Source organism: Oryzisolibacter propanilivorax (assembly GCF_900103645.1).
Lineage (GTDB): Bacteria > Pseudomonadota > Gammaproteobacteria > Burkholderiales > Burkholderiaceae_C > Melaminivora > Melaminivora propanilivorax.
Genome location: NZ_FNHP01000015.1, coordinates 1 through 18,191 on the forward strand (window position 1 = coordinate 1; position 18,191 = coordinate 18,191).

Here is an 18,191-nt window from a genome sequence, read left to right on the forward strand (position 1 = left end):
GAAAGTCAATGAAATCAACGGTCTACCCAGACCACCCCCGCGCCAGTGCTAGCTTTGCGTACCGTCACTTATTGCACTGAAAACGAGGAGACCCCGATTTCGTCCCAATGGGCGCGGACGTGCTTGATGTTGAGCGTGCCGCCGATCATGGGTTTCAGCGCGTCATAGGCGGCGTCGCCCTTCGGGATGTAGAGCTTGGTGTCGCCCAGGTCGCGGATGCGCGGCGCGAAGCGGAAGCCCAGGAGGTGCATCAGGGCGAAGACGTGATCGGTGAAGCCCGCCGTGTCGGTGTAATGCTCCTCGATCCGCAAGTCGGACTCGTGGTACAGCAGGCCGTCGAGCACGTAGGTCGAATCGCGCACGCCGACGTTCACGACCTTGGTGTGAAATGGCGCGTACTGGTCAGAAATGTGGGTGTAGAACGTCCGCCCTGGGCTGCTCCCGTATTTCGGGTTGATGTGGCCGGTGCTCTCGGCCTTGCTGCCGGTGCGGAAGTTCTGGCCGTCCGACGATGAGGTGGTGCCGTCGCCCCAGTGCTCGGCGAAGGGATGGCGGAACTGTGCGTTGACCAGATCGGCCAGCGCCGCCCCGTAGGTTTCGTCGCGGATGTGCCAGGCTTGCAGCCAAGCCAGCTTGGCGTAGGTCGTGCCGGGGCAAGACTCCGCCATCTTGGTCAGGCCCAGGTTGATCGCGTCGGCGAGGATCGTGGTCAGCAACAGGTTCTTGTCTTTGGCCGGGTCGCCCGATTTCAGATGCGCGAAATGCCGAGTGAAGCCCGTCCATTCGTCCACCTCCAGCAGCAGTTCGGTGATCTTGACGTGCGGCAGGATCATTGCCGTCTGGTCGATCAGCGCTTGGGCGGTGTCGGGTACCGCCGCGTCGAGCGGCGTGATCTTCAAGCCTGACTCGGTGATGATGGCGTCCGGCAGCTCGTTGGCCGTCGCCATACGGTTGACGGTGGCAAGCTGTGTTTCCAGCAGCGTCAGCCGGTCGTTCAGGTACCGGTTGCAGTCGGTGGCCACGGCCAGCGGCAATTCGCTGGCCTGCTTGAGGCTGGCGAATTTCGCGGGCGGCACCAGGTAGTCCTCGAAGTCCTTGAACTGGCGCGACCCCTGCACCCAGATGTCGCCGGAACGCAACGCGTTCTTCATCTCCGACAGCGCGCACAGTTCGTAGTAGCGCCGGTCGATGCCGGTGTCGGTCATGACCAGCTTCTGCCAGCGCGGCTTGATGAACTCGGTCGGCGCGTCGGCGGGCACCTTGCGGGCGTTGTCGCTGTTCATGCCGCGCAGCACCTCGATGGCGTCGAGCACGTCCTTCGCGGCGGGAGCGGCCCGCAGCTTGAGCACGGCAAGGAATTCCGGCGCGTAGCGGCGCAGCGTGGCGTAGCTTTCGCCGATGCGGTGCAGGAAATCGAAGTCCTCGGGCTGCGCAAGCTTCTGCGCTTCGGTGACGCTCTCGGCGAAGGCATCCCAGGACATGACGGCCTCGATGGCGGCGAACGGATCGCGGCCCGCCTGCTTGGCCTCGATCAGCGCCTGGCCGATGCGGCCGAACAACCGCACCTTGGCGTTGATCGCCTTGCCGGACGCCTGGAATTGCTGCTGATGCTTGTTCTTGGCGGCGTTGAACAGCTTGCCCAGGATGCGGTCGTGCAGGTCGATGATTTCGTCGGTGACGGTGGCCATGCCCTCGATGGCAAGCGCCACCAGGGTGGCATAGCGTCGCTGCGCCTCGAACTTGGCCAGGTCGGCGGGCGTCATCTGGCCACCCTCACGGGCGATCTTGAGCAGGCGGTTCTGGTGCACCGACCGCTCGATGCCAGAAGGCAGGTCGAGCGCCTGCCACGCTTTGAGGCGTTCGATGTGTTCCAGCATGTGCCGCGAATTCGGTTTGACGGGCGATTGGCGCAGCCAGGCCAGCCAGGTCGTTTTGCCGTTGTCCCGACGCTTGAGCAGATCGTCGAGGCGGCGGCGATGCGCGTCCGACAGCGGTTCGGCCAAGGCATCGTAGATGCGCCGGTTGGCGCGGGTGATTGCTTCGGCGCTCGCCCGCTCGACGGCGTTGAGGGCAGGCAGAATGACCGACTGCTGCCGCAGGTGCTCGATCAAGGTGCTGGCCAGCACGATGCCCTTGTCGGTCTGCAAGGCCATCTCGGTCAGCAACTGGACGGCCTGCCGGTAGTGGCCCATGGTAAAGGGCTGGAAGCCGAACACCGTTTGCAGTTCGACCAGGTGCTCGCGCCGGGTCTGCTCCCGCTGCCCGTATTCGTCCCAGCTTTCGACGCTGACCTTGAGCTGGTCGGCGACCAGTTTCAACAAGGGCGGAAACGGCGGCTCATCGACGCCCAGGATGACACCAGGAAAGCGCAGGTAACAGAGCTGCACGGCGAAGCCCAGCCGGTTGGCCGGGCCGCGCCGCTGCCGGATGATGGAGAGGTCGGTTTCGCTGAACGTGTAGTGACGGATCAACTCATCCTTGGTGTCCGGCAACGCCAGCAGGCTTTCGCGCTCGGCGGCGGACAGGATTGAACGACGTGGCATATTTACTGATCCGTTCTCAAGTATTGATACAGGGTTTCGCGACTGATTCCGAATTCACGAGCCAGCTTGGTCTTTTGCTCGCCAGCCTCGACACGTTGGCGCAGTTCGGCAATACGCTCAGACGACAGGGATTTCTTCCTGCCACGGTAGGCCCCGCGCTGCTTGGCGAGCGCGATGCCCTCGCGCTGCCGCTCGCGGATCAAGGCGCGTTCGAACTCGGCGAACGCGCCCATTACCGACAGCATCAGGTTCGCCATCGGCGAGTCCTCGCCGGTGAAGGTCAAATGCTCCTTAAGGAACTCGATGCGTACGCCGCGCTGGGTGAGGCCCTGCACCAGGCGGCGCAGGTCGTCGAGGTTGCGCGCCAGACGATCCATGCTGTGCACCACGACCGTGTCGCCTTCGCGCACGAAGGCGAGCAGCCGTTCCAGTTCGGGCCGCCGTGTGTCCTTGCCCGACGCCTTGTCGGTGAACACTTTATCCACCTGGATCTGTTCGAGCTGCCGTTCTGGGTTCTGGTCGAAGCTGCTGACGCGGACGTAACCGATGCGCTGACCGTGCAAGGTATCCTCCTGAGGGAAATGTGTCAGGAAGAAATCTATGACCCTTGACGGCGCATGTCAATCAATTCGGAAGGCAACTCTATTCTGACGATTTAGCGCCGGATGGTCTGACGCCAAGTTAGGGTATGCCTCAATCTGACGGTAGCGAGTCGCAGGCGTTCGGATCGGCATCGGTTTCGTTCCCTGTCTTGGCACGCGCTTCGAAGCGTTGATAACACTCCAACCCGCAGAAGTGCTCGACGTATTCCGCGCCTTCCGGGGTGAAGGCGGCATCGAGCGGGATTTCCTTGCAGCACACGCAGCAACTGGTGGTGGTCGAGTCACTTGCATTCATGGTGGCACCCCTCCATTGACTGACGAAGACGGCGAATGCCGCCGCCGGCATTGGCTTCGCGAACAGGAAGCCTTGTCCTGTGTCGCAGTCCGCTTGTCGCAATAGATCAAGACTCGCCGATGTTTCCACGCCTTCAGCCACCACATCCATGCCCAGCCCGTGCGCAAGCTGAATCACGGTGTGCACGATGGTTTGGTCGCGGCGGTCGTTGGCGAGCCCGGCGACAAACGATTGGTCGATCTTGAGCGTGCTGATTGGGCAGCACTTCAGATGTTGCAGACAGGAATACCCCGTCCCGAAGTCATCGGCGGCGAAGCGCACACCGATCTGCCGCAAGGCGTCCAGGGCGGGGAAGATCGCCGGATCACCAAACGCGACCGATTCGGTCAGCTCGATTTCGAGATACTCGGCGGGCAACTCGGCATCAGCCAGCACGCCCTTTACCCACCCGTCGAAGTCCGGTCCCACTTGGCTCGCCGAAACATTGACGGCCAGCCGGAACGGTCGCCATGCCAGCATTCGCCAGTCACGCATCTGGCGGCAGGCTTCGCCCAGCACCCAAGCGCCGATTTCAGGCATCAGGCCGGACGATTCGACCACGGGCAGGAACTGGCCCGGTGGCAATAGTCCAAGCGTCGGATGACGCCAGCGCAACAGGGCTTCCGCGCCGACAATCCCACCACTGCGCAGATCGACGACGGGCTGGTAGTGCAGTTCAAGCTGCCCGCGCTCGACCGCTTGGGCCAGTTCCGGCGTCGTCCATCCATCCGGCCGGAAAGCGCTCATTCTCTTTCCCTGAATGCCCGCAACGCCCGCGACAGGGACAGAAGGAACAGGCCGGTCAAACCGAGCGCCGCGATGACCCAATGCTCGCCGAGGAAAGCACCGGCGGTTGTGCCGGCCAGCACGACAGCGAGGATGGGCAGGTGGCAGGGGCAAGTCAGCACAGCCAGTCCGCCCCACAGGTAGCCGGTGATCGGTTTGTGCGTCTCGGACGGCAAGCGCTCGGGGTTGTTCATGGCAGACTCTCCGCGTGCTGTGCCGGCTCGGTCGGCAGGGTGGCCAACTGCACTTCCAGATCGGCCAACGCTTCGCGCCGACGCTCGACGAACTGACGCAGCAGGGCAAGCTGCGCGGCCGCTTCGTCGCCGTCCGCCGCATCCAGCGCCCGGCACAGCCGCGCCAGCGCGTCGAGGCCGATGCCCGCCTCGAAGGCCGCCCGCACGAAGCACAGCCGTTGCAAGGCGGCGTCATCGAACAAGCCGTAGCCGCCTGGTGTGCACGCCACCGGGCGCAGCAATCCGCGCAGCAGGTAGTCGCGCACGATATGCACGCTCACCCCGGCATCAAGAGCCAGCCGGGACACCGTGTAGGCGTTCATTGAACACCTCCTTTTTCTCACCCGGCGCAGCAGGAAAGCTGCTTCACATCCTTGTTGAAGGTCTGCGCCGCGAGCTTCAACCCCTCGACCATCGTCAGGTAGGGGAACAACTGGTCGGCCAGTTCCTGCACCGTCATGCGGTTGCGAATGGCCAGAGCCGCCGTCTGGATCAGTTCACCCGCTTCCGGCGCGACCGCCTGTACGCCGATCAGCCGATGGCTGCCTTCCTCGATAACCAACTTGATGAAGCCGCGTGTGTCGAAGTTGGCGAGCGCACGCGGCACGTTGTCCAAGGTCAAGGTGCGGCTGTCGGTCTCGATCCCGTCGTGGTGGGCTTCCGCCTCGCTGTAGCCCACGGTCGCCACTTGCGGATCGGTGAACACCACGGCCGGCATTGCGGTCAGGTCGAGCGCCGCATCGCCGCCGGTCATGTTGATCGCGGCACGGGTGCCGGCCGCTGCCGCCACATAGACGAACTGCGGCTGGTCGGTGCAGTCGCCGGCCGCGTAGATGTTCGGGTTGCTCGTGCGCATGCCTTGGTCGATGGCGATGGCACCTTGCGCATTGACAGTGACCCCCGCTGCGTCCAGCGCGAGGCTGCGCGTGTTCGGTGTCCGACCGGTGGCAACCAGCAGTTTGTCGGCGCGCAATTCACCGTGCGTGGTGGTCAGCACGAATTCACCGTCCATATGGGCGACCTGGCTGGCTTGCGTGTGCTCCAGCACCTCGATGCCCTCGGCACGGAAAGCGGCTGTCACCGCCTCGCCGATGGCCGGGTCTTCACGGAAGAACAAGGTATTGCGCGCCAGGACCGTGACCTTGCTGCCCAGCCGGGCAAAGGCTTGCGCCAGCTCCAGCGCCACCACCGACGAGCCGATTACGGCAAGGCGTTCGGGAATGGTGTCGCTCGCCAGGGCCTCGGTGGAAGTCCAGTAGGGTGACTCTTTCAAGCCCGGAATCGGCGGGACCGCCGGGCTGGCACCCGTGGCGACCAGGCAGCGGTCGAACATCACGACGCGCTCGCCACCCTCGTTCAAACGGACGGTAAGGCTCTGGTCGTCCTTGAAGCGCGCCTCACCGTGCACAACGGTGATGGCCGGATTACCGCCCAGGATGCCTTCGTACTTGGCGTGCCGCAGTTCGTCGACGCGGGCCTGCTGCTGGGCCAGCAGCTTACTGCGGTCAATCGTAGGCACAGTTGCCGCAATACCGCCATCGAACGGGCTTTCCCGGCGCAGATGGGCGATGTGGGCGGCGCGGATCATGATCTTGGACGGCACACAGCCGACATTGACGCAGGTGCCGCCGATGGTGCCGCGCTCGATCAGCGTGACCTGCGCGCCTTGCTCGACGGCTTTCAGCGCCGCCGCCATCGCGGCTCCACCGCTGCCAATGACCGCTACCTGCACCGGGGGCTCGTTGCCACTGTGCTTTTCGGCGGCGGCCATCCATCCCCGCACCTTGTCGAGCAGTCCGACGCGGTTGTCCGCCAGTGGCGCATCGGCTAGCGTTGCCTTGTAGCCCAGTCCGGCCACGGCGGCAGTCAGCGCGTCCGGCGATGTGCCCGGCACGATGGCGAGTTGCGCTGTGCCCTTCGGATAGGACACCAGCGCCGACTGCACGCCTGGCACTTTTTCCAGCGCTTCCTTGACGTGCGCCGCGCACGAGTCGCAAGTCATGCCGGTGATTTTTAGATGGGTCATGCAACAGATCCTTTATCGTTTGTGGCGCCAGACAATGACGTCCGTTGTGCTGCGGTGCCGTTTTCAGTGACTCACTGCTTGACGCTGGACGGATAGCCCGCGTCTGCGGTTGCCTTGGTCAGCTTCTGCACGCTGGTCTTGGCATCGTCGAAGGTGACGACCGCTTGGCGTGTCTCGAAAGTCACGTCAACTTTGCTGACGCCTTCGACCTTGGAAATCGCCTTCTTGACAGTGATCGGGCAGGCGGAGCAGGTCATGCCCGGTACGGACAGCGTGACGGTCTGGGTGGCGGCCCAGACGGGGGCAACAACGGCGGCGAGGGCGAGGGAGGCAAACAGTTTCTTCATGGTGAACTCCGATCAGTAGAAAAATGGCATGACGTAGGGAAATCCGAGCGCGACCAGAACCAGCGCGGCCACGATCCAGAAAATGAGCTTGTAAGTAGCTCGCACTTGGGGAATCGCGCAGACCTCACCCGGTTTGCAGGCCGCTGCCTGCCGGTAGATGCGCCGCCAGGCGAAGAACAACGCCACCAGCGCCACGCCGATAAAGATGGGGCGATAGGGTTCCAACACCGCCAAGTTGCCGATCCAAGCGCCGCTGAACCCCAAGGCGATCAGAACCAACGGCCCGAGGCAGCAAGCCGAGGCGAGGATGGCGGCAAGCCCTCCAGTGAAGAGCGCGCCGCGCCCGGTTTTTGGTTCAGACATGCGCTTGTCCTTTCGAATTGAAATTGGATAGCGTAACCTTACTTCCGTACTCATGTACGGAGTCAAGCGATATGGAAAACAATTTGGAGAACCTGACCATTGGCGTTTTCGCCAAGGCGGCCGGGGTCAATGTGGAGACCATCCGTTTCTATCAGCGCAAGGGCTTGTTGCTGGAGCCTGACAAGCCCTATGGCAGCATCCGCCGCTATGGCGAGGCGGATGTAACGCGGGTGCGCTTCGTGAAATCAGCCCAGCGGCTGGGCTTCAGCCTGGATGAGATCGCCGAGCTGCTGCGGCTGGAGGATGGCACCCATTGCGAGGAAGCCAGCAGTCTGGCCGAGCACAAGCTCAAGGACGTGCGCGAGAAAATGGCTGACCTGGCGCGCATGGAGGCCGTGCTGTCTGAGTTGGTGTGCGCCTGCCATGCGCGAAGGGGGAACGTTTCCTGCCCGCTGATCGCGTCACTACAGGGTGGAGCAAGCTTGGCAGGTTCGGCTATGCCTTAGCGTGCTTTATTTTCCGTTTTCTGAGACGACCCCTGCCTCGCCGGAAGTGGCGATGCTCGAGAAAAAAAGCCGCCTCGATCTCGGGCGGCTCCAGGGGAGGGCAGGGGGGCGATCACCGCTTGCAATGCACCAGGTCGTCGTTCACCCACGCACTTTCGACCAGGCCGTTTTCGCGCAGCTCGTCGCACGCTTCGCCTACCTGCTCGCGCCACTTCTTCGGCCGGGTGGAATCCGAGCCGCACATCAGCCGGAACGTCTCCAGCTTGAGCGGGTACGGCTCCTTGTGGGTGGCGAAGTAGTCGAACATGCGCCGCGCGGTGGGCGACAGCTTGCGGTACTTCTCCCACACGAATTTCGTGTAGTGGTCGCCGGCGAACAGCACCACGATTTCGGCGTCGATCTCGACCTGGCAGCGCGACGTGCGCTTGCCGCGATCCAGGACGCGGAAGCGCCGGATCAGCGACACCGATTCGAGCCGGCCGATGCGTTGGGATGAGAACTGCATGGCCGACGCCTGGAGCCGCGTCAGGCATTCCTCGGCCCTTGTGTAGTACCGACCGTTGATTGACCAGTCCAAGTCCTGGCAAAGCTCGTAGAACGTGAAGGAAACCGGCTCTCCGAGCGCGGTGCGCTTCGCGTACTCCAGCACCTGGGCGAATACCAGCTCGTCGTCGTCGGCGCGCAGCTCGATCCCGGTGTAGGTGATCTCCACGTCTTTGTTGACGTGGTAGATCGACTGGCCTTGCAGCGCGGCGCGCGGCACCTTCTTGTTGCGGACGGTGAAGATCGCCGACCGCCCGAAGTCGTTGGGCAGTGCCCGCATGTGATCCGGCCAGGGAGCCAGGTCGAACAGCGAGAGCTGCATGTCCTTGATCTGCTGCTTCGTGTGCTTGAGCAAGGCCGTCTGCTTGGCCTCGCTGACCTTCTCGGCCAGCTCACCGCCGGCCGTTCGCTTCTTGGTCGCCATCGCACTACTCCGTTTGTCCTGGGCCAGCGCGCCGATCTGCTCGGCCATCTTGTTCACGGCGGTGCGCGGTTCGGGCGGCAGGCCCATCGTGCGCGCAAGCTCGGCCGATTCCTGCGCCATGCGCTCGGATCGCTCGACGGCGGCACTTGCCGGCGTCGGTAGCTTCGGCGGCAAAGCCGCCTCGTTGTCGCCGGCCGTGGCCGGCAGCTCGAAGAGGGAACCGGCGGGGCGGAAGGCCCCGCCGGCGCTGCCCGAGTCCCTGCGAGCGGCGGCGGTACGGGCGGCAAGGTCGGTGGCGTCGGCTTCGCTAAGCCCGCCCTCGATGAGCTTGCGCCTGTATTCCTGCTCGTTGAACTCGTTCTGCATCTAATCTCCCTCCTAGCATACTGCCCGGCCGTGGCCGGGCCTGGCCTTACTGGCCGCCGCCTGGCGCTTTGGTGTCCAGGTATTCGATTTCCTCGGCGATGAAATCGAAGCCGTATTCGGTCTTGCCGTCCTTCTCGTACTTCGTCGGCTCGATGCGGCCCTGGACGAACACCTTGGAGCCTTTGCCCAGGTACTTGCCCGCGTTCTCGGCCAGGCCGCCGAACGACTTGATGCGGAAGAAGTCCGTCTGCTCCTGCTTCGCACCGGCTGCGTTGCGCCACACGCGATTGACAGCCAGGTCGAAAACGGCGCGGGCGCTGTTTTCGCTATGGCGAACGTCGGTATCGCGGGTAAGATTACCGATAAACTGGAACAGGTTGTGGCTCATTCGTCATGCTCCTTTCGCTAATGGAGTCGTCAGTTTAGCTAAACCTGCGTCCGTGGTCAAGAACTTTAGCGGCTAAAATTTTCTGCCGCCCGCACCGAGAAGGCATACGGGCCTTGTACAACTACATCTTCTTCACGAACGTGCTCCGGCTGCTCGATGAGCGGCACATGACGAAAAAGGAGCTATCGGACAGGTCGGGGGTTTCGATCTCCTTCCTGTCCGATCTCACTACTGGCAAAGCCAACCCCTCCCTAAAGGTGATGGAGGACATTGCGCAGGCCCTTGAAACTCCCCTGCCGCTCCTGCTTGAATCGACCGACCTGGACAAAGAAGCCCTTGACACCCTGGCCGGCGGCAAGGCACCCCGAAGCCTGCCGCCAGGCTTCGAGCGCGTGGCGGCCGTGCTGCCAGAACACCAGGCGTTCATCGTCAAGAAGTGGGGCGAAGCGACAAGGAAGAAACTTAGAGGGAGTTGACGCCAGGATGTGAGAAGGGAAGGGAAGCGGCGCGGAACTGAGCCACAAGAGCCAGCCAAGTTTTAGCCGCTAAAGCCCGCCGGGGTGGCTCAACCCCCGGACAACCCATAACGCAAACGCCACGGGTTCGGCGCGAGGGCGCACGGAGCATGCGCCGCGTTGTCGCCTCTTTCGCCCCTGCAATCCGCGATGCAACGTCGCGGCCGAAGTCACCCTTGTGCGCTTCGGTGTTGCGGTCGAAATTAGTTCGGTATATCGTATGAACCTGTGTAGAATGCGCGAAACGCAACGGCATACAGGGCATACGGAATGACCGACCAGAAACCAGAACACAACAGCATCAAGGAACGGGCGAAGAAGAAGCTCGAACGCGACATGGGGCCGGAGCTGCTGGCCGCCCTCAACGATCCCAAGACCGTTGAAATCATGCTCAACGCGGACGGCAAGCTCTGGCTCGAACGCCTGGGCGAGCCGATGAAGTGCATCGGCACGCTGCGCGTCGCGCAGGCGCAAGCCATCATCGAAACCATCGCGGGCTACCACGGCAAGGAAGTCACGCGCTCCAAGCCGATCCTGGAAGGCGAGCTGCCCCTTGATGGCAGTCGCTTCGCCGGCCAGCTCCCGCCGGTTGTGCCCGCACCCACCTTCGCCATTCGGAAGAAGGCCGTCGCCATCTTCACGCTCGATCAGTACGTCGAACGCGGAATCATGACCGCGCCGCAGCGCGAGGCATTGATTGCAGCGGTGCGCGCGCACCGGAACATCCTTGTGATCGGCGGCACCGGCTCGGGCAAGACCACGCTGGTGAACGCGATCATCAACGAGATGGTGATTCAAGACCCGACCGAGCGGGTTTTCATCATCGAGGACACCGGCGAAATCCAGTGCGCCGCCGAGAACTACGTCCAGTACCACACCAGCATCGACGTGAACATGACGGCGCTGCTGAAAACCACCCTCCGCATGCGCCCCGACCGAATCCTGGTCGGCGAGGTGCGCGGCCCCGAAGCCCTTGATCTGTTGATGGCCTGGAACACCGGGCACGAAGGAGGTGCTGCAACCCTGCACGCAAACAACGCCAAAGCTGGATTGGATCGGCTCGCCATGCTCATCAGCATGCACCCCGATTCCCCGAAACCCATTGAACCGCTTATCGGCGAGGCGGTTCACGTGGTTGTTCATATCGCCCGCGTCGAAGGCTCGCGGCGCATCCAGGAAATCTTGGAGGTTTCCGGGTTCGCCAACGGCCAGTACATCACCAAAACCCTCTGACTAGGAGTTACGACCAATGCAAGCAACCTTCCCGGCATTCCGCCTCAACCGCAACGCCCTGTTCTACATGGGCCTCTTCGCCCTCCTGGCGTTCTTCCTGCTGGCCCCCCAGCACGCATTCGCCTCCGAGGGCACCGGCGGCTCTCTGCCGTATGAGAGCTGGCTGACCAACCTCCGCAACTCCGTCACCGGCCCGGTGGCCTTCGCGCTGTCGATCATCGGCATCGTGGTCGCCGGCGGCATCCTGATCTTCGGCGGCGAACTCAACGGCTTCTTCCGCACGTTGATCTTCATCGTCCTGGTCATGGCCCTGCTGGTCGGCGCGCAGAACATGATGAGCACGTTCTTCGGCCGTGGCGCGGAAATCGCCGCCCTGACCGATGGCGCGCTGCACCAGGTCAAGGTCGCCGCGCTGGACGTGGCCGGCTTCCCCGGCGAAGCCGTCATGCGCTGGGCCGAGCGCGGCCACATCGCGGGGTAAGTCATGGCTCTGCGCGCGATCCCCATCCGTAGGGCCGGCAACCGAGAAAACCTGTTCATGGGCGGGGATCGTGAGCTGGTGATGTTCTCGGGCCTGCTGGCCGGCGCGCTGATTTTCAGCGCCCAAGAAGTGAGGGCAACGGTGTTCGGCATCGCCTTGTGGTTCGGCGCGCTCTTCGCGCTGCGCCTCATGGCGAAGGCCGATCCGAAGCTGCGACACGTGTACCTGCGGCACCGCCGGTACAAGCCGTACTACCCGGCTCGCAGCACGCCCTTCCGTGACAACACGCCGAGTCAAGGGAAGCAATACAAATGATCGAAGCAATCGCAATTGCCATTGCTGTGCTCGGTGCGGTTCTGTTGCTCATCCTCTTTGCCCGCATCCGGGCTGTCGATGCCGAGCTGAAGCTCAAGAAGCATCGCGCCAAGGATGCCGGCCTGGCCGATCTGCTCAATTACGCCGCCGTGGTCGATGACGGCGTGATCGTGGGCAAGAACGGCTCCTTTATGGCCGCCTGGCTGTACAAGGGTGATGACAACGCCAGCAGCACCGAGGAACAGCGGGAAATGGTGTCGTTCCGCATCAACCAGGCCCTGGCGGGCCTGGGGAACGGCTGGATGGTGCATGTCGATGCTGTGCGTCGGCCTGCGCCGAACTACTCGGAGCGGGGCGTGTCATCGTTCCCCGACTCCGTTTCCTTCGCCATTGACGAGGAACGCCGGCGCTTGTTCGAGGGCCTGGGCGCGATGTTCGAGGGCTACTTTGTCCTGACCGTCACGTGGTTCCCGCCAGTGCTGGCCCAGCGCAAGTTTGTCGAACTCATGTTCGATGACGATGCGGTGGCTCCCGACCATACGGCGCGCACTACGGGCCTGATTGCGCAGTTCAAGCGCGAGATCACCAGCCTGGAATCGCGCCTGTCCTCGGCGGTCAAGATGACGCGCCTGCGCGGCCAAAAAGTCGTGTCGGAAGAGGGCAGGGAAGTCACGCACGATGACTTCCTGAGCTGGTTGCAGTTCTGCGTGACGGGCCTCCATCACCCGGTCATGCTGCCCAGCAATCCGATGTACCTCGATGCGGTAATCGGCGGGCAAGAGCTGTGGGGCGGCGTCGTGCCCAAGATCGGGCGCAAGTTCATCCAGGTGGTCGCCATCGAAGGCTTCCCCTTGGAGTCAACGCCTGGGGTGCTCTCGGCCCTGGCCGAGCTGCCCAGCGAATACCGCTGGTCGAGCCGCTTCATCTTCATGGATCAGCACGAGTCCTTGAAGCACCTGGACAAGTTCCGCAAGAAGTGGAAGCAGAAGATTCGCGGCTTCTTCGATCAGGTGTTCAACACGAATACCGGCTCGATCAACCAGGACGCGGCCGCGATGGTCGGCGACGCCGAGGCGGCCATCGCCGAGGTCAACAGCGGCTTGGTGGCGGCCGGCTACTACACCAGCGTAGTCGTGCTGATGGACGAGGATCGGGAGCGCCTGGCGGCCTCCGCGCTCCTGGTCGAGAAGGCCGTCAACCGCCTGGCCTTCGCGGCCCGTATCGAGACGATCAACACGCTCGATGCGTACCTGGGCAGCTTGCCCGGCCACGGCGTCGAGAACGTGCGCCGGCCGCTCATCAACACGATGAACCTGGCCGACCTGCTGCCGACAAGCTCGATCTGGACGGGCAGCGCCACGGCTCCGTGCCCGATGTACCCGCCGCTGTCGCCGGCGCTCATGCACTGCGTGACGGTGGGCGCTACGCCGTTCCGCCTGAACCTGCACGTGCGCGACCTGGGCCACACCTTCATGTTCGGCCCGACCGGCGCAGGCAAATCGACGCACCTGGGCATCATCGCCGCGCAGCTCCGTCGCTACGCCGGCATGTCGATCTACGCCTTCGACAAGGGCATGTCGATGTACCCACTCGCGGCCGGCATCCGCGCGGCCACGAAGGGCAAGAGCGGCCTGCATTTCACGGTGGCCGCCGACGATGACCGCCTGGCGTTCTGCCCGCTCCAGTTCCTCGAAACGAAGGGGGATAGGGCCTGGGCGATGGAGTGGATCGACACCATCCTGGCGTTGAACGGCGTCAACACCACGCCGGCGCAGCGCAACGAGATCGGCAACGCGATCATGAGCATGCACGCCAGCGGCGCGCGCACGCTCTCCGAGTTCTCGGTGACGATTCAGGACGAGGCGATCCGCGAGGCCATCAAGCAGTACACGGTGGACGGCTCGATGGGCCACCTGCTCGACGCCGAAGAGGACGGCCTGTCGCTGTCCGACTTCACGGTGTTCGAGATCGAAGAGCTGATGAACCTGGGCGAGAAGTTCGCGCTGCCGGTGCTGCTCTACCTGTTCCGCCGCATCGAGCGCGCACTGAAAGGCCAGCCCTCCGTCATCATCCTGGACGAAGCCTGGTTGATGCTGGGCCACCCCGCGTTCCGCGCCAAGATCAGGGAATGGTTCAAGGTGCTGCGCAAGGCCAACTGCCTTGTGCTGATGGCGACGCAAAGCCTCTCCGACGCGGCCAACTCGGGCATCTTGGACGTGATCGTGGAATCGACCGCGACCAAGATTTTCCTGCCTAACGTCTACGCCAGGGATGAGGACACATCGGCGCTCTATCGCCGTATGGGCCTCAACGCGCGTCAGATCGAAATCCTGGCGACTGCCATTCCGAAGCGTCAGTACTACTACGTCTCGGAGAACGGCCGCCGTCTCTATGACCTTGCCCTGGGGCCGATGGCCCTGGCCTTCGTCGGTGCGTCCGACAAGGAATCGGTCGCCACCATCAAGAGCCTCGAAGCCAAGTTCGGCCACGAATGGGTGCATGAGTGGCTGGCCGGCCGTGGGCTGAATCTCAACGACTACCTGGAGGCCGCATGAGCATCGCCGACACCCTCAAGGGCTTGATCTTCAAGAAGCCCGCCAACTCCGCCGAGCCGCGCGATCCGCGCCGCTCGAAGGAACCGCTCGCCGGCGGCCGCCGTGCGGGCGAGGCCGAGAACCCCTACCTGGCCGCGCGCCGCACCTGGAACGATCACGTGGGCAGCGTCGTCTCGCAGCGCCAAACCTGGCAGGTGATAGGCATCCTGTCGCTGTTGATCGCGCTGGCCGGCGTGGGTGGCGTGATCCACATCGGCAGCCAGTCGAAGTTCATCCCCTACGTGGTCGAGGTGGACAAGCTGGGCCAGACGGTGGCCGCCGGCCCGGTGCAGGCCGCAGGGAAGGCCGATCCGCGTGTCATCCACGCCGCCGTTGCGGACTGGATGAGCTGCGCGCGCATGGTGTCGCCTGACGTGGCCTTGCAGCGCAAGTGCGTGTTCAAGGCGTACTCGATGCTCGCCCCCAACGATCCGGCGACGCCAAAGATGAACGAGTGGTTGAACGGCACGCCCGATTCCAGCCCGTTCAAGCGCGCCGAGAAGGAAATGGTCAGCGTCGAGATCAAGACCGTCATCCCGCAAACGCCCGACACCTGGCAAGTCGAGTGGGTGGAAACCACGCGCGACCGCCAAGGCACGCTGAAAGGTCAGCCCGTCACCTGGCGCGCGCTCGTGACTACCTACATCGCCGAGGTCACGCCCAACACCACCGATGAGCAACTGCGGAACAACCCGTTGAGCATCTACGTGCGTGATTACTCCTGGTCCCGCATCCAATGAATTCGAGGTCATCCACCATGAAGAAAACCCTCTCCGCTTTGATCGTGGGCGCTGCTGTGGCGGTGCCCTCCCTGGCTCTGGCCGCCCCTGGCGACGACATTGCCGACAAGTATTTCAACAAGACCAACCCGACGCTGACCGCTCAAGAGCGCGCGGCGCTCGCCATCGCCAAACGGTGGGAAGCGGGGTCGGCGACCGGCATCAAGCCGGTGGCCGGCTCGGGCGGTGCCATCAAGTTCGTGTACGGCGCGCAGCAGCCGAGCATCGTTTGCGCGGTGCTCCAGGTGTGCGACGTGGCCTTGCAGCCCGGCGAACAAGTGAACTCGATCAACCTGGGCGACACGGCCAGGTGGACGGTGGAACCGGCCATCACCGGCAGCGGCGCGACCGAGGTTCAGCACCTCATCATCAAGCCGATGGACGTGGGCCTCGAAACCAGCCTGGTTGTGACCACGAACCGCCGCAGCTACCACTTCCGCCTGCGCTCGCATCGCACCGAGTACATGCCGCAAGTCTCGTTCACGTACCCCGAGGAAGCGCAAGCCAAGTGGGACGCGATCCAGCGCCGCGAGAAGCAGGAACGCACCGACAACACCCTGCCGGCGACGGGCGAGTACCTGGGCGATCTCTCGTTCGACTATGAGCTGTCCGGGTCGGCGAGCTGGAAGCCTGTGCGCGTCTACAACGATGGCCGCAAGACCATCATCGAAATGCCCGGCACGATGCAGCAGACCGAAGCGCCGACGCTCCTGGTCGTGCGCAAAGAGGGCGGCTTGTTCACCGACGACGAAACGGTGCTGGTCAATTACCGCGTGCAGGGCAATCGCTACATCGTGGACACGGTGTTTGACCGCGCGATCCTGATTGCCGGTGTTGGCAGTAGCCAAGACCGCGTGACCATCAGCCGGAGGAAGTGACCATGCGCAAGATCGTCTCTCTCGCGCTGCTCGCCCTCGCCCTGGGCCTCGGCGGCTGCGCAACCACCAGCCAGTACGGCAACTTCGTCCAGTCGGCCGCGCTCGATCAGCAGAAGCTCGCCACCGACGCGGTGCAGCAGCTCGCCACGCTGTACGCGCCGGCGCGCACGCGCCTGGAGCTGCAACAGCCGACGCCCGATCCGTTCGGCCAGGCGCTCGTCAAGTCGCTGCGCGACAAGGGCTATGCCCTCCTGGAGTACGCCCCGGCCGGCGCTTCCACGCAGGCCCCGGCCTCGGCGGCATCGCAGGCGAGCGCACCGGCCACCACGGCCGCGTCGGGCGGCCTGCCGTTGCGCTACGTGCTCGACCAGGCTGGCGACTCGAACCTGTACCGCCTGACCTTGATGGTCGGCAATCAATCCATCACCCGCCCTTACCTGGCGCAAAACGGCACGTTCGCGCCGGCCGGGTACTGGGTGCGCAAGGAGTGACGCCATGACAGAAAACGCCGATCAGATGGCACCTGACGCTTCGCCTGGCGAAGTGTCCAAGAAGGCGGGCGTCCGTCGCGTCAACAACATGCCCATGTACATCCTCGGCGGCGTCCTGCTGTCGTTCGTGCTGGTCATGGCCCTGGTCGCGGCGGATCGCGCGGCCAAGCAGAACGCGCCGGCGGACGGCCCCAAGGAGAAGGCCGGCAACACGTCGATGTTCGCCAAGGAGATCGCAGGCGACAAGACCGGCGGCTTGATCGAGCCGGCAAGCCCGCTCAAGGTGCCCGACATGCCGACCGGCCCGGCGTCGGCTCCGCTGGAGATCGCGCGGCCGTCCAACCCGGACGCGCCGCCGGCCCCGCCGGCCAACCCCGGCAACCCGGGCCAGCCGGTGAACGACGACGAGGCCCAGCGCATCCGCATGGCGAAGATGCAGATGTTCGGCGAAGCCGTGAAGGCCAAGACCACCGTGCGCGTGGATGCCCCGCGTAGCAACGGCTCCGCGCCGGGTGGCCCGAGCACCTACACCGGCACGCCGCAGACGCGCGATGAAATGCTGAACCGCATCGCAGCGGTGCAGCAGCAAATCGACGCGCAGCGCAGCAACGATCCGACCGCCGCCTATCAAGCACGCCTGGCGCAGATTCGCGGCATGGGCGTCGGTGGTGGCGGCGCGGCTCCGGCCGCCGGCGGCATGGGCGCGGGCGGTGCGCCGCAGCTCCTGCAAACCTCGACCAGCGGCGGCGGGCGCAACAGCATGGCGCAGTTCGGCCAAGGTGGGCAGGGCGACCGCTGGAAGCTGGATTCGCAGCCGGAAGCGCCGCGCACACCGTTCGAGCTGCGCGCGGGCTTCGTCGTGCCGGCCACGCTCATTTCGGGCATCAACTCCGATCTGCCGGGCCAAATCATGGCCCAGGTCGCGCAGGACGTGTACGACACACCGACCGGCAAGCACCTGTTGATCCCGCAGGGATCGCGCCTCGTCGGCTCGTATTCGAGCGACGTGGCCTACGGCCAAGCGCGCGTGCTGGTTGCGTGGCAACGCATCGTGTTCCCCGATGGCAAGGCGATGGACATTGGCGCGATGCCAGGCGCGGACAGCGCGGGATACGCGGGCTTCCACGACCAGGTGAACAACCACTATGTGCGCCTGTTCGGCTCGGCCTTCCTCATGTCCGGCGTGACAGCAGGCATCACCTACAGCCAACGCCAGAACCAGGCCACAAACACCTATGGCGCACCGAGCGCCAGCAGTGCCCTAAGCGAAGCCCTCGGCCAGCAGCTCGGCCAGGTTACGGCGCAACTCATCGCCAAGAACCTGAGCATTTCGCCGACGCTGGAAATTCGGCCGGGGTATCGCTTCAACGTCGTGGTCACGAAGGACATGACGTTTTCCAAGCCGTACCGTTCCTTCGATTACTAACGCCATAGGAGAAAAGCA

The 18,191-nt window shown here is 64.0% G+C and carries 19 protein-coding genes and 1 pseudogene; 10 read left to right on the forward strand and 10 right to left on the reverse strand.

The features are described 5' to 3' along the window. Positions 1-95: 95 nt before the first annotated feature. From BLQ61_RS16675 to merT, 8 genes and pseudogenes are all read right to left on the reverse strand, one after another. Positions 96-2,543 (reverse strand): annotated as a pseudogene (locus BLQ61_RS16675) (Tn3 family transposase); the annotation flags it as partial. Positions 2,544-2,545: 2 nt separating this feature from the next. Further along, entirely contained in the window at positions 2,546-3,106 is a 561-nt protein-coding gene (locus BLQ61_RS16680; RefSeq protein WP_003124096.1) for a recombinase family protein, read from the reverse strand. A 130-nt stretch (positions 3,107-3,236) separates the two neighbouring features. Next, a complete protein-coding gene (locus tag BLQ61_RS17675) occupies positions 3,237-4,226 on the reverse strand; it encodes a DUF3330 domain-containing protein (protein ID WP_003132006.1) in 990 nt (329 codons plus the stop codon). Further along, complete coding sequence (merE, locus tag BLQ61_RS16690) at positions 4,223-4,459, reverse strand: broad-spectrum mercury transporter MerE (RefSeq protein ID WP_003132004.1); 237 nt, start codon at positions 4,457-4,459, stop codon at positions 4,223-4,225. Before merE ends, BLQ61_RS17675 begins: the two co-directional genes overlap by 4 nt. After that, the gene (merD, locus tag BLQ61_RS16695) at positions 4,456-4,821 is read right to left on the reverse strand and encodes a mercury resistance co-regulator MerD (protein WP_000995360.1); all 366 of its coding nucleotides are present in this window, start codon (positions 4,819-4,821) and stop codon (positions 4,456-4,458) included. The genes merE and merD overlap by 4 nt, the downstream gene beginning before the upstream one ends. Positions 4,822-4,838: 17 nt before the next feature. Next, complete coding sequence (gene merA / locus BLQ61_RS16700) at positions 4,839-6,524, reverse strand: mercury(II) reductase (RefSeq protein WP_003158917.1); 1,686 nt, start codon at positions 6,522-6,524, stop codon at positions 4,839-4,841. A 71-nt stretch (positions 6,525-6,595) separates the two neighbouring features. Next, positions 6,596-6,871, reverse strand: coding sequence for a mercury resistance system periplasmic binding protein MerP (merP, locus tag BLQ61_RS16705; RefSeq protein ID WP_003131987.1), 276 nt, complete (start codon positions 6,869-6,871; stop codon positions 6,596-6,598). A gap of 12 nt (positions 6,872-6,883) precedes the next feature. Continuing rightward, entirely contained in the window at positions 6,884-7,234 is a 351-nt protein-coding gene (gene merT / locus BLQ61_RS16710) for a mercuric ion transporter MerT (protein WP_003131974.1), read from the reverse strand. A 71-nt stretch (positions 7,235-7,305) separates the two neighbouring features. Between merT and BLQ61_RS16715 the strand changes: the two genes are divergently transcribed. Beyond that, entirely contained in the window at positions 7,306-7,740 is a 435-nt protein-coding gene (locus BLQ61_RS16715; RefSeq protein ID WP_003131969.1) for a mercury resistance transcriptional regulator MerR, read from the forward strand. Positions 7,741-7,852: 112 nt separating this feature from the next. Here the strand turns inward: BLQ61_RS16715 and trfA are convergent, their stop codons facing one another. Both trfA and BLQ61_RS16725 read right to left on the reverse strand, forming a co-directional pair. After that, on the reverse strand, positions 7,853-9,073 hold the full coding sequence (trfA, locus tag BLQ61_RS16720; RefSeq protein ID WP_011114072.1) for a plasmid replication initiator TrfA: 1,221 nt from the start codon (positions 9,071-9,073) through the stop codon (positions 7,853-7,855). Between the two features lie 46 nt (positions 9,074-9,119). Next, positions 9,120-9,461 carry a single-stranded DNA-binding protein gene (locus BLQ61_RS16725; protein WP_000019167.1) on the reverse strand — a complete coding sequence of 114 codons (342 nt, stop codon included), beginning with the start codon at positions 9,459-9,461 and terminating at the stop codon, positions 9,120-9,122. 113 nt (positions 9,462-9,574) lie between these two features. Here BLQ61_RS16725 and BLQ61_RS16730 point away from each other — a divergent pair, with 113 nt between their 5' ends. The 9 genes from BLQ61_RS16730 (at position 9,575) to BLQ61_RS16770 (ending at position 18,173) form a co-directional block, all read left to right on the forward strand. Beyond that, positions 9,575-9,937, forward strand: coding sequence for a transcriptional regulator (locus BLQ61_RS16730; RefSeq protein WP_011114045.1), 363 nt, complete (start codon positions 9,575-9,577; stop codon positions 9,935-9,937). Between the two features lie 309 nt (positions 9,938-10,246). Continuing rightward, on the forward strand, positions 10,247-11,209 hold the full coding sequence (gene trbB / locus BLQ61_RS16735; RefSeq protein WP_000132020.1) for a P-type conjugative transfer ATPase TrbB: 963 nt from the start codon (positions 10,247-10,249) through the stop codon (positions 11,207-11,209). Positions 11,210-11,225: 16 nt separating this feature from the next. Then, positions 11,226-11,690, forward strand: coding sequence for a conjugal transfer system pilin TrbC (gene trbC / locus BLQ61_RS16740; protein WP_011114046.1), 465 nt, complete (start codon positions 11,226-11,228; stop codon positions 11,688-11,690). Between the two features lie 3 nt (positions 11,691-11,693). Continuing rightward, a complete protein-coding gene (locus tag BLQ61_RS16745; protein WP_001207961.1) occupies positions 11,694-12,005 on the forward strand; it encodes a conjugal transfer protein TrbD in 312 nt (103 codons plus the stop codon). Further along, positions 12,002-14,560 (forward strand): VirB4 family type IV secretion/conjugal transfer ATPase, encoded by a 2,559-nt coding sequence (locus tag BLQ61_RS16750; RefSeq protein WP_091572950.1) that lies wholly within the window; start codon positions 12,002-12,004, stop codon positions 14,558-14,560. The genes BLQ61_RS16745 and BLQ61_RS16750 overlap by 4 nt, the downstream gene beginning before the upstream one ends. Next, on the forward strand, positions 14,557-15,339 hold the full coding sequence (locus BLQ61_RS16755; protein WP_011114048.1) for a conjugal transfer protein TrbF: 783 nt from the start codon (positions 14,557-14,559) through the stop codon (positions 15,337-15,339). The genes BLQ61_RS16750 and BLQ61_RS16755 overlap by 4 nt, the downstream gene beginning before the upstream one ends. A 17-nt stretch (positions 15,340-15,356) precedes the next feature. Next, a complete protein-coding gene (trbG, locus tag BLQ61_RS16760; RefSeq protein ID WP_006122480.1) occupies positions 15,357-16,256 on the forward strand; it encodes a P-type conjugative transfer protein TrbG in 900 nt (299 codons plus the stop codon). Positions 16,257-16,258: 2 nt separating this feature from the next. Continuing rightward, positions 16,259-16,747, forward strand: coding sequence for a conjugal transfer protein TrbH (locus tag BLQ61_RS16765; RefSeq protein ID WP_006122479.1), 489 nt, complete (start codon positions 16,259-16,261; stop codon positions 16,745-16,747). A gap of 4 nt (positions 16,748-16,751) precedes the next feature. After that, a complete protein-coding gene (locus BLQ61_RS16770; RefSeq protein ID WP_011114050.1) occupies positions 16,752-18,173 on the forward strand; it encodes a TrbI/VirB10 family protein in 1,422 nt (473 codons plus the stop codon). The last annotated feature ends 18 nt before the right edge of the window (positions 18,174-18,191 follow it).

Coding starts and splice junctions, on each gene's coding strand:
- BLQ61_RS17675 (WP_003132006.1), bottom strand. CDS start 4,226: ATGAGCGCTTTCCGGCCGGATGGATGGACGACGCCGGAACTGGCCCAA.
- merE (WP_003132004.1), bottom strand. CDS start 4,459: ATGAACAACCCCGAGCGCTTGCCGTCCGAGACGCACAAACCGATCACC.
- merD (WP_000995360.1), bottom strand. CDS start 4,821: ATGAACGCCTACACGGTGTCCCGGCTGGCTCTTGATGCCGGGGTGAGC.
- merA (WP_003158917.1), bottom strand. CDS start 6,524: ATGACCCATCTAAAAATCACCGGCATGACTTGCGACTCGTGCGCGGCG.
- merP (WP_003131987.1), bottom strand. CDS start 6,871: ATGAAGAAACTGTTTGCCTCCCTCGCCCTCGCCGCCGTTGTTGCCCCC.
- merT (WP_003131974.1), bottom strand. CDS start 7,234: ATGTCTGAACCAAAAACCGGGCGCGGCGCGCTCTTCACTGGAGGGCTT.
- BLQ61_RS16715 (WP_003131969.1), top strand. CDS start 7,306: ATGGAAAACAATTTGGAGAACCTGACCATTGGCGTTTTCGCCAAGGCG.
- trfA (WP_011114072.1), bottom strand. CDS start 9,073: ATGCAGAACGAGTTCAACGAGCAGGAATACAGGCGCAAGCTCATCGAG.
- BLQ61_RS16725 (WP_000019167.1), bottom strand. CDS start 9,461: ATGAGCCACAACCTGTTCCAGTTTATCGGTAATCTTACCCGCGATACC.
- trbB (WP_000132020.1), top strand. CDS start 10,247: ATGACCGACCAGAAACCAGAACACAACAGCATCAAGGAACGGGCGAAG.
- trbC (WP_011114046.1), top strand. CDS start 11,226: ATGCAAGCAACCTTCCCGGCATTCCGCCTCAACCGCAACGCCCTGTTC.
- BLQ61_RS16745 (WP_001207961.1), top strand. CDS start 11,694: ATGGCTCTGCGCGCGATCCCCATCCGTAGGGCCGGCAACCGAGAAAAC.
- BLQ61_RS16750 (WP_091572950.1), top strand. CDS start 12,002: ATGATCGAAGCAATCGCAATTGCCATTGCTGTGCTCGGTGCGGTTCTG.
- BLQ61_RS16755 (WP_011114048.1), top strand. CDS start 14,557: ATGAGCATCGCCGACACCCTCAAGGGCTTGATCTTCAAGAAGCCCGCC.
- trbG (WP_006122480.1), top strand. CDS start 15,357: ATGAAGAAAACCCTCTCCGCTTTGATCGTGGGCGCTGCTGTGGCGGTG.
- BLQ61_RS16765 (WP_006122479.1), top strand. CDS start 16,259: ATGCGCAAGATCGTCTCTCTCGCGCTGCTCGCCCTCGCCCTGGGCCTC.
- BLQ61_RS16770 (WP_011114050.1), top strand. CDS start 16,752: ATGACAGAAAACGCCGATCAGATGGCACCTGACGCTTCGCCTGGCGAA.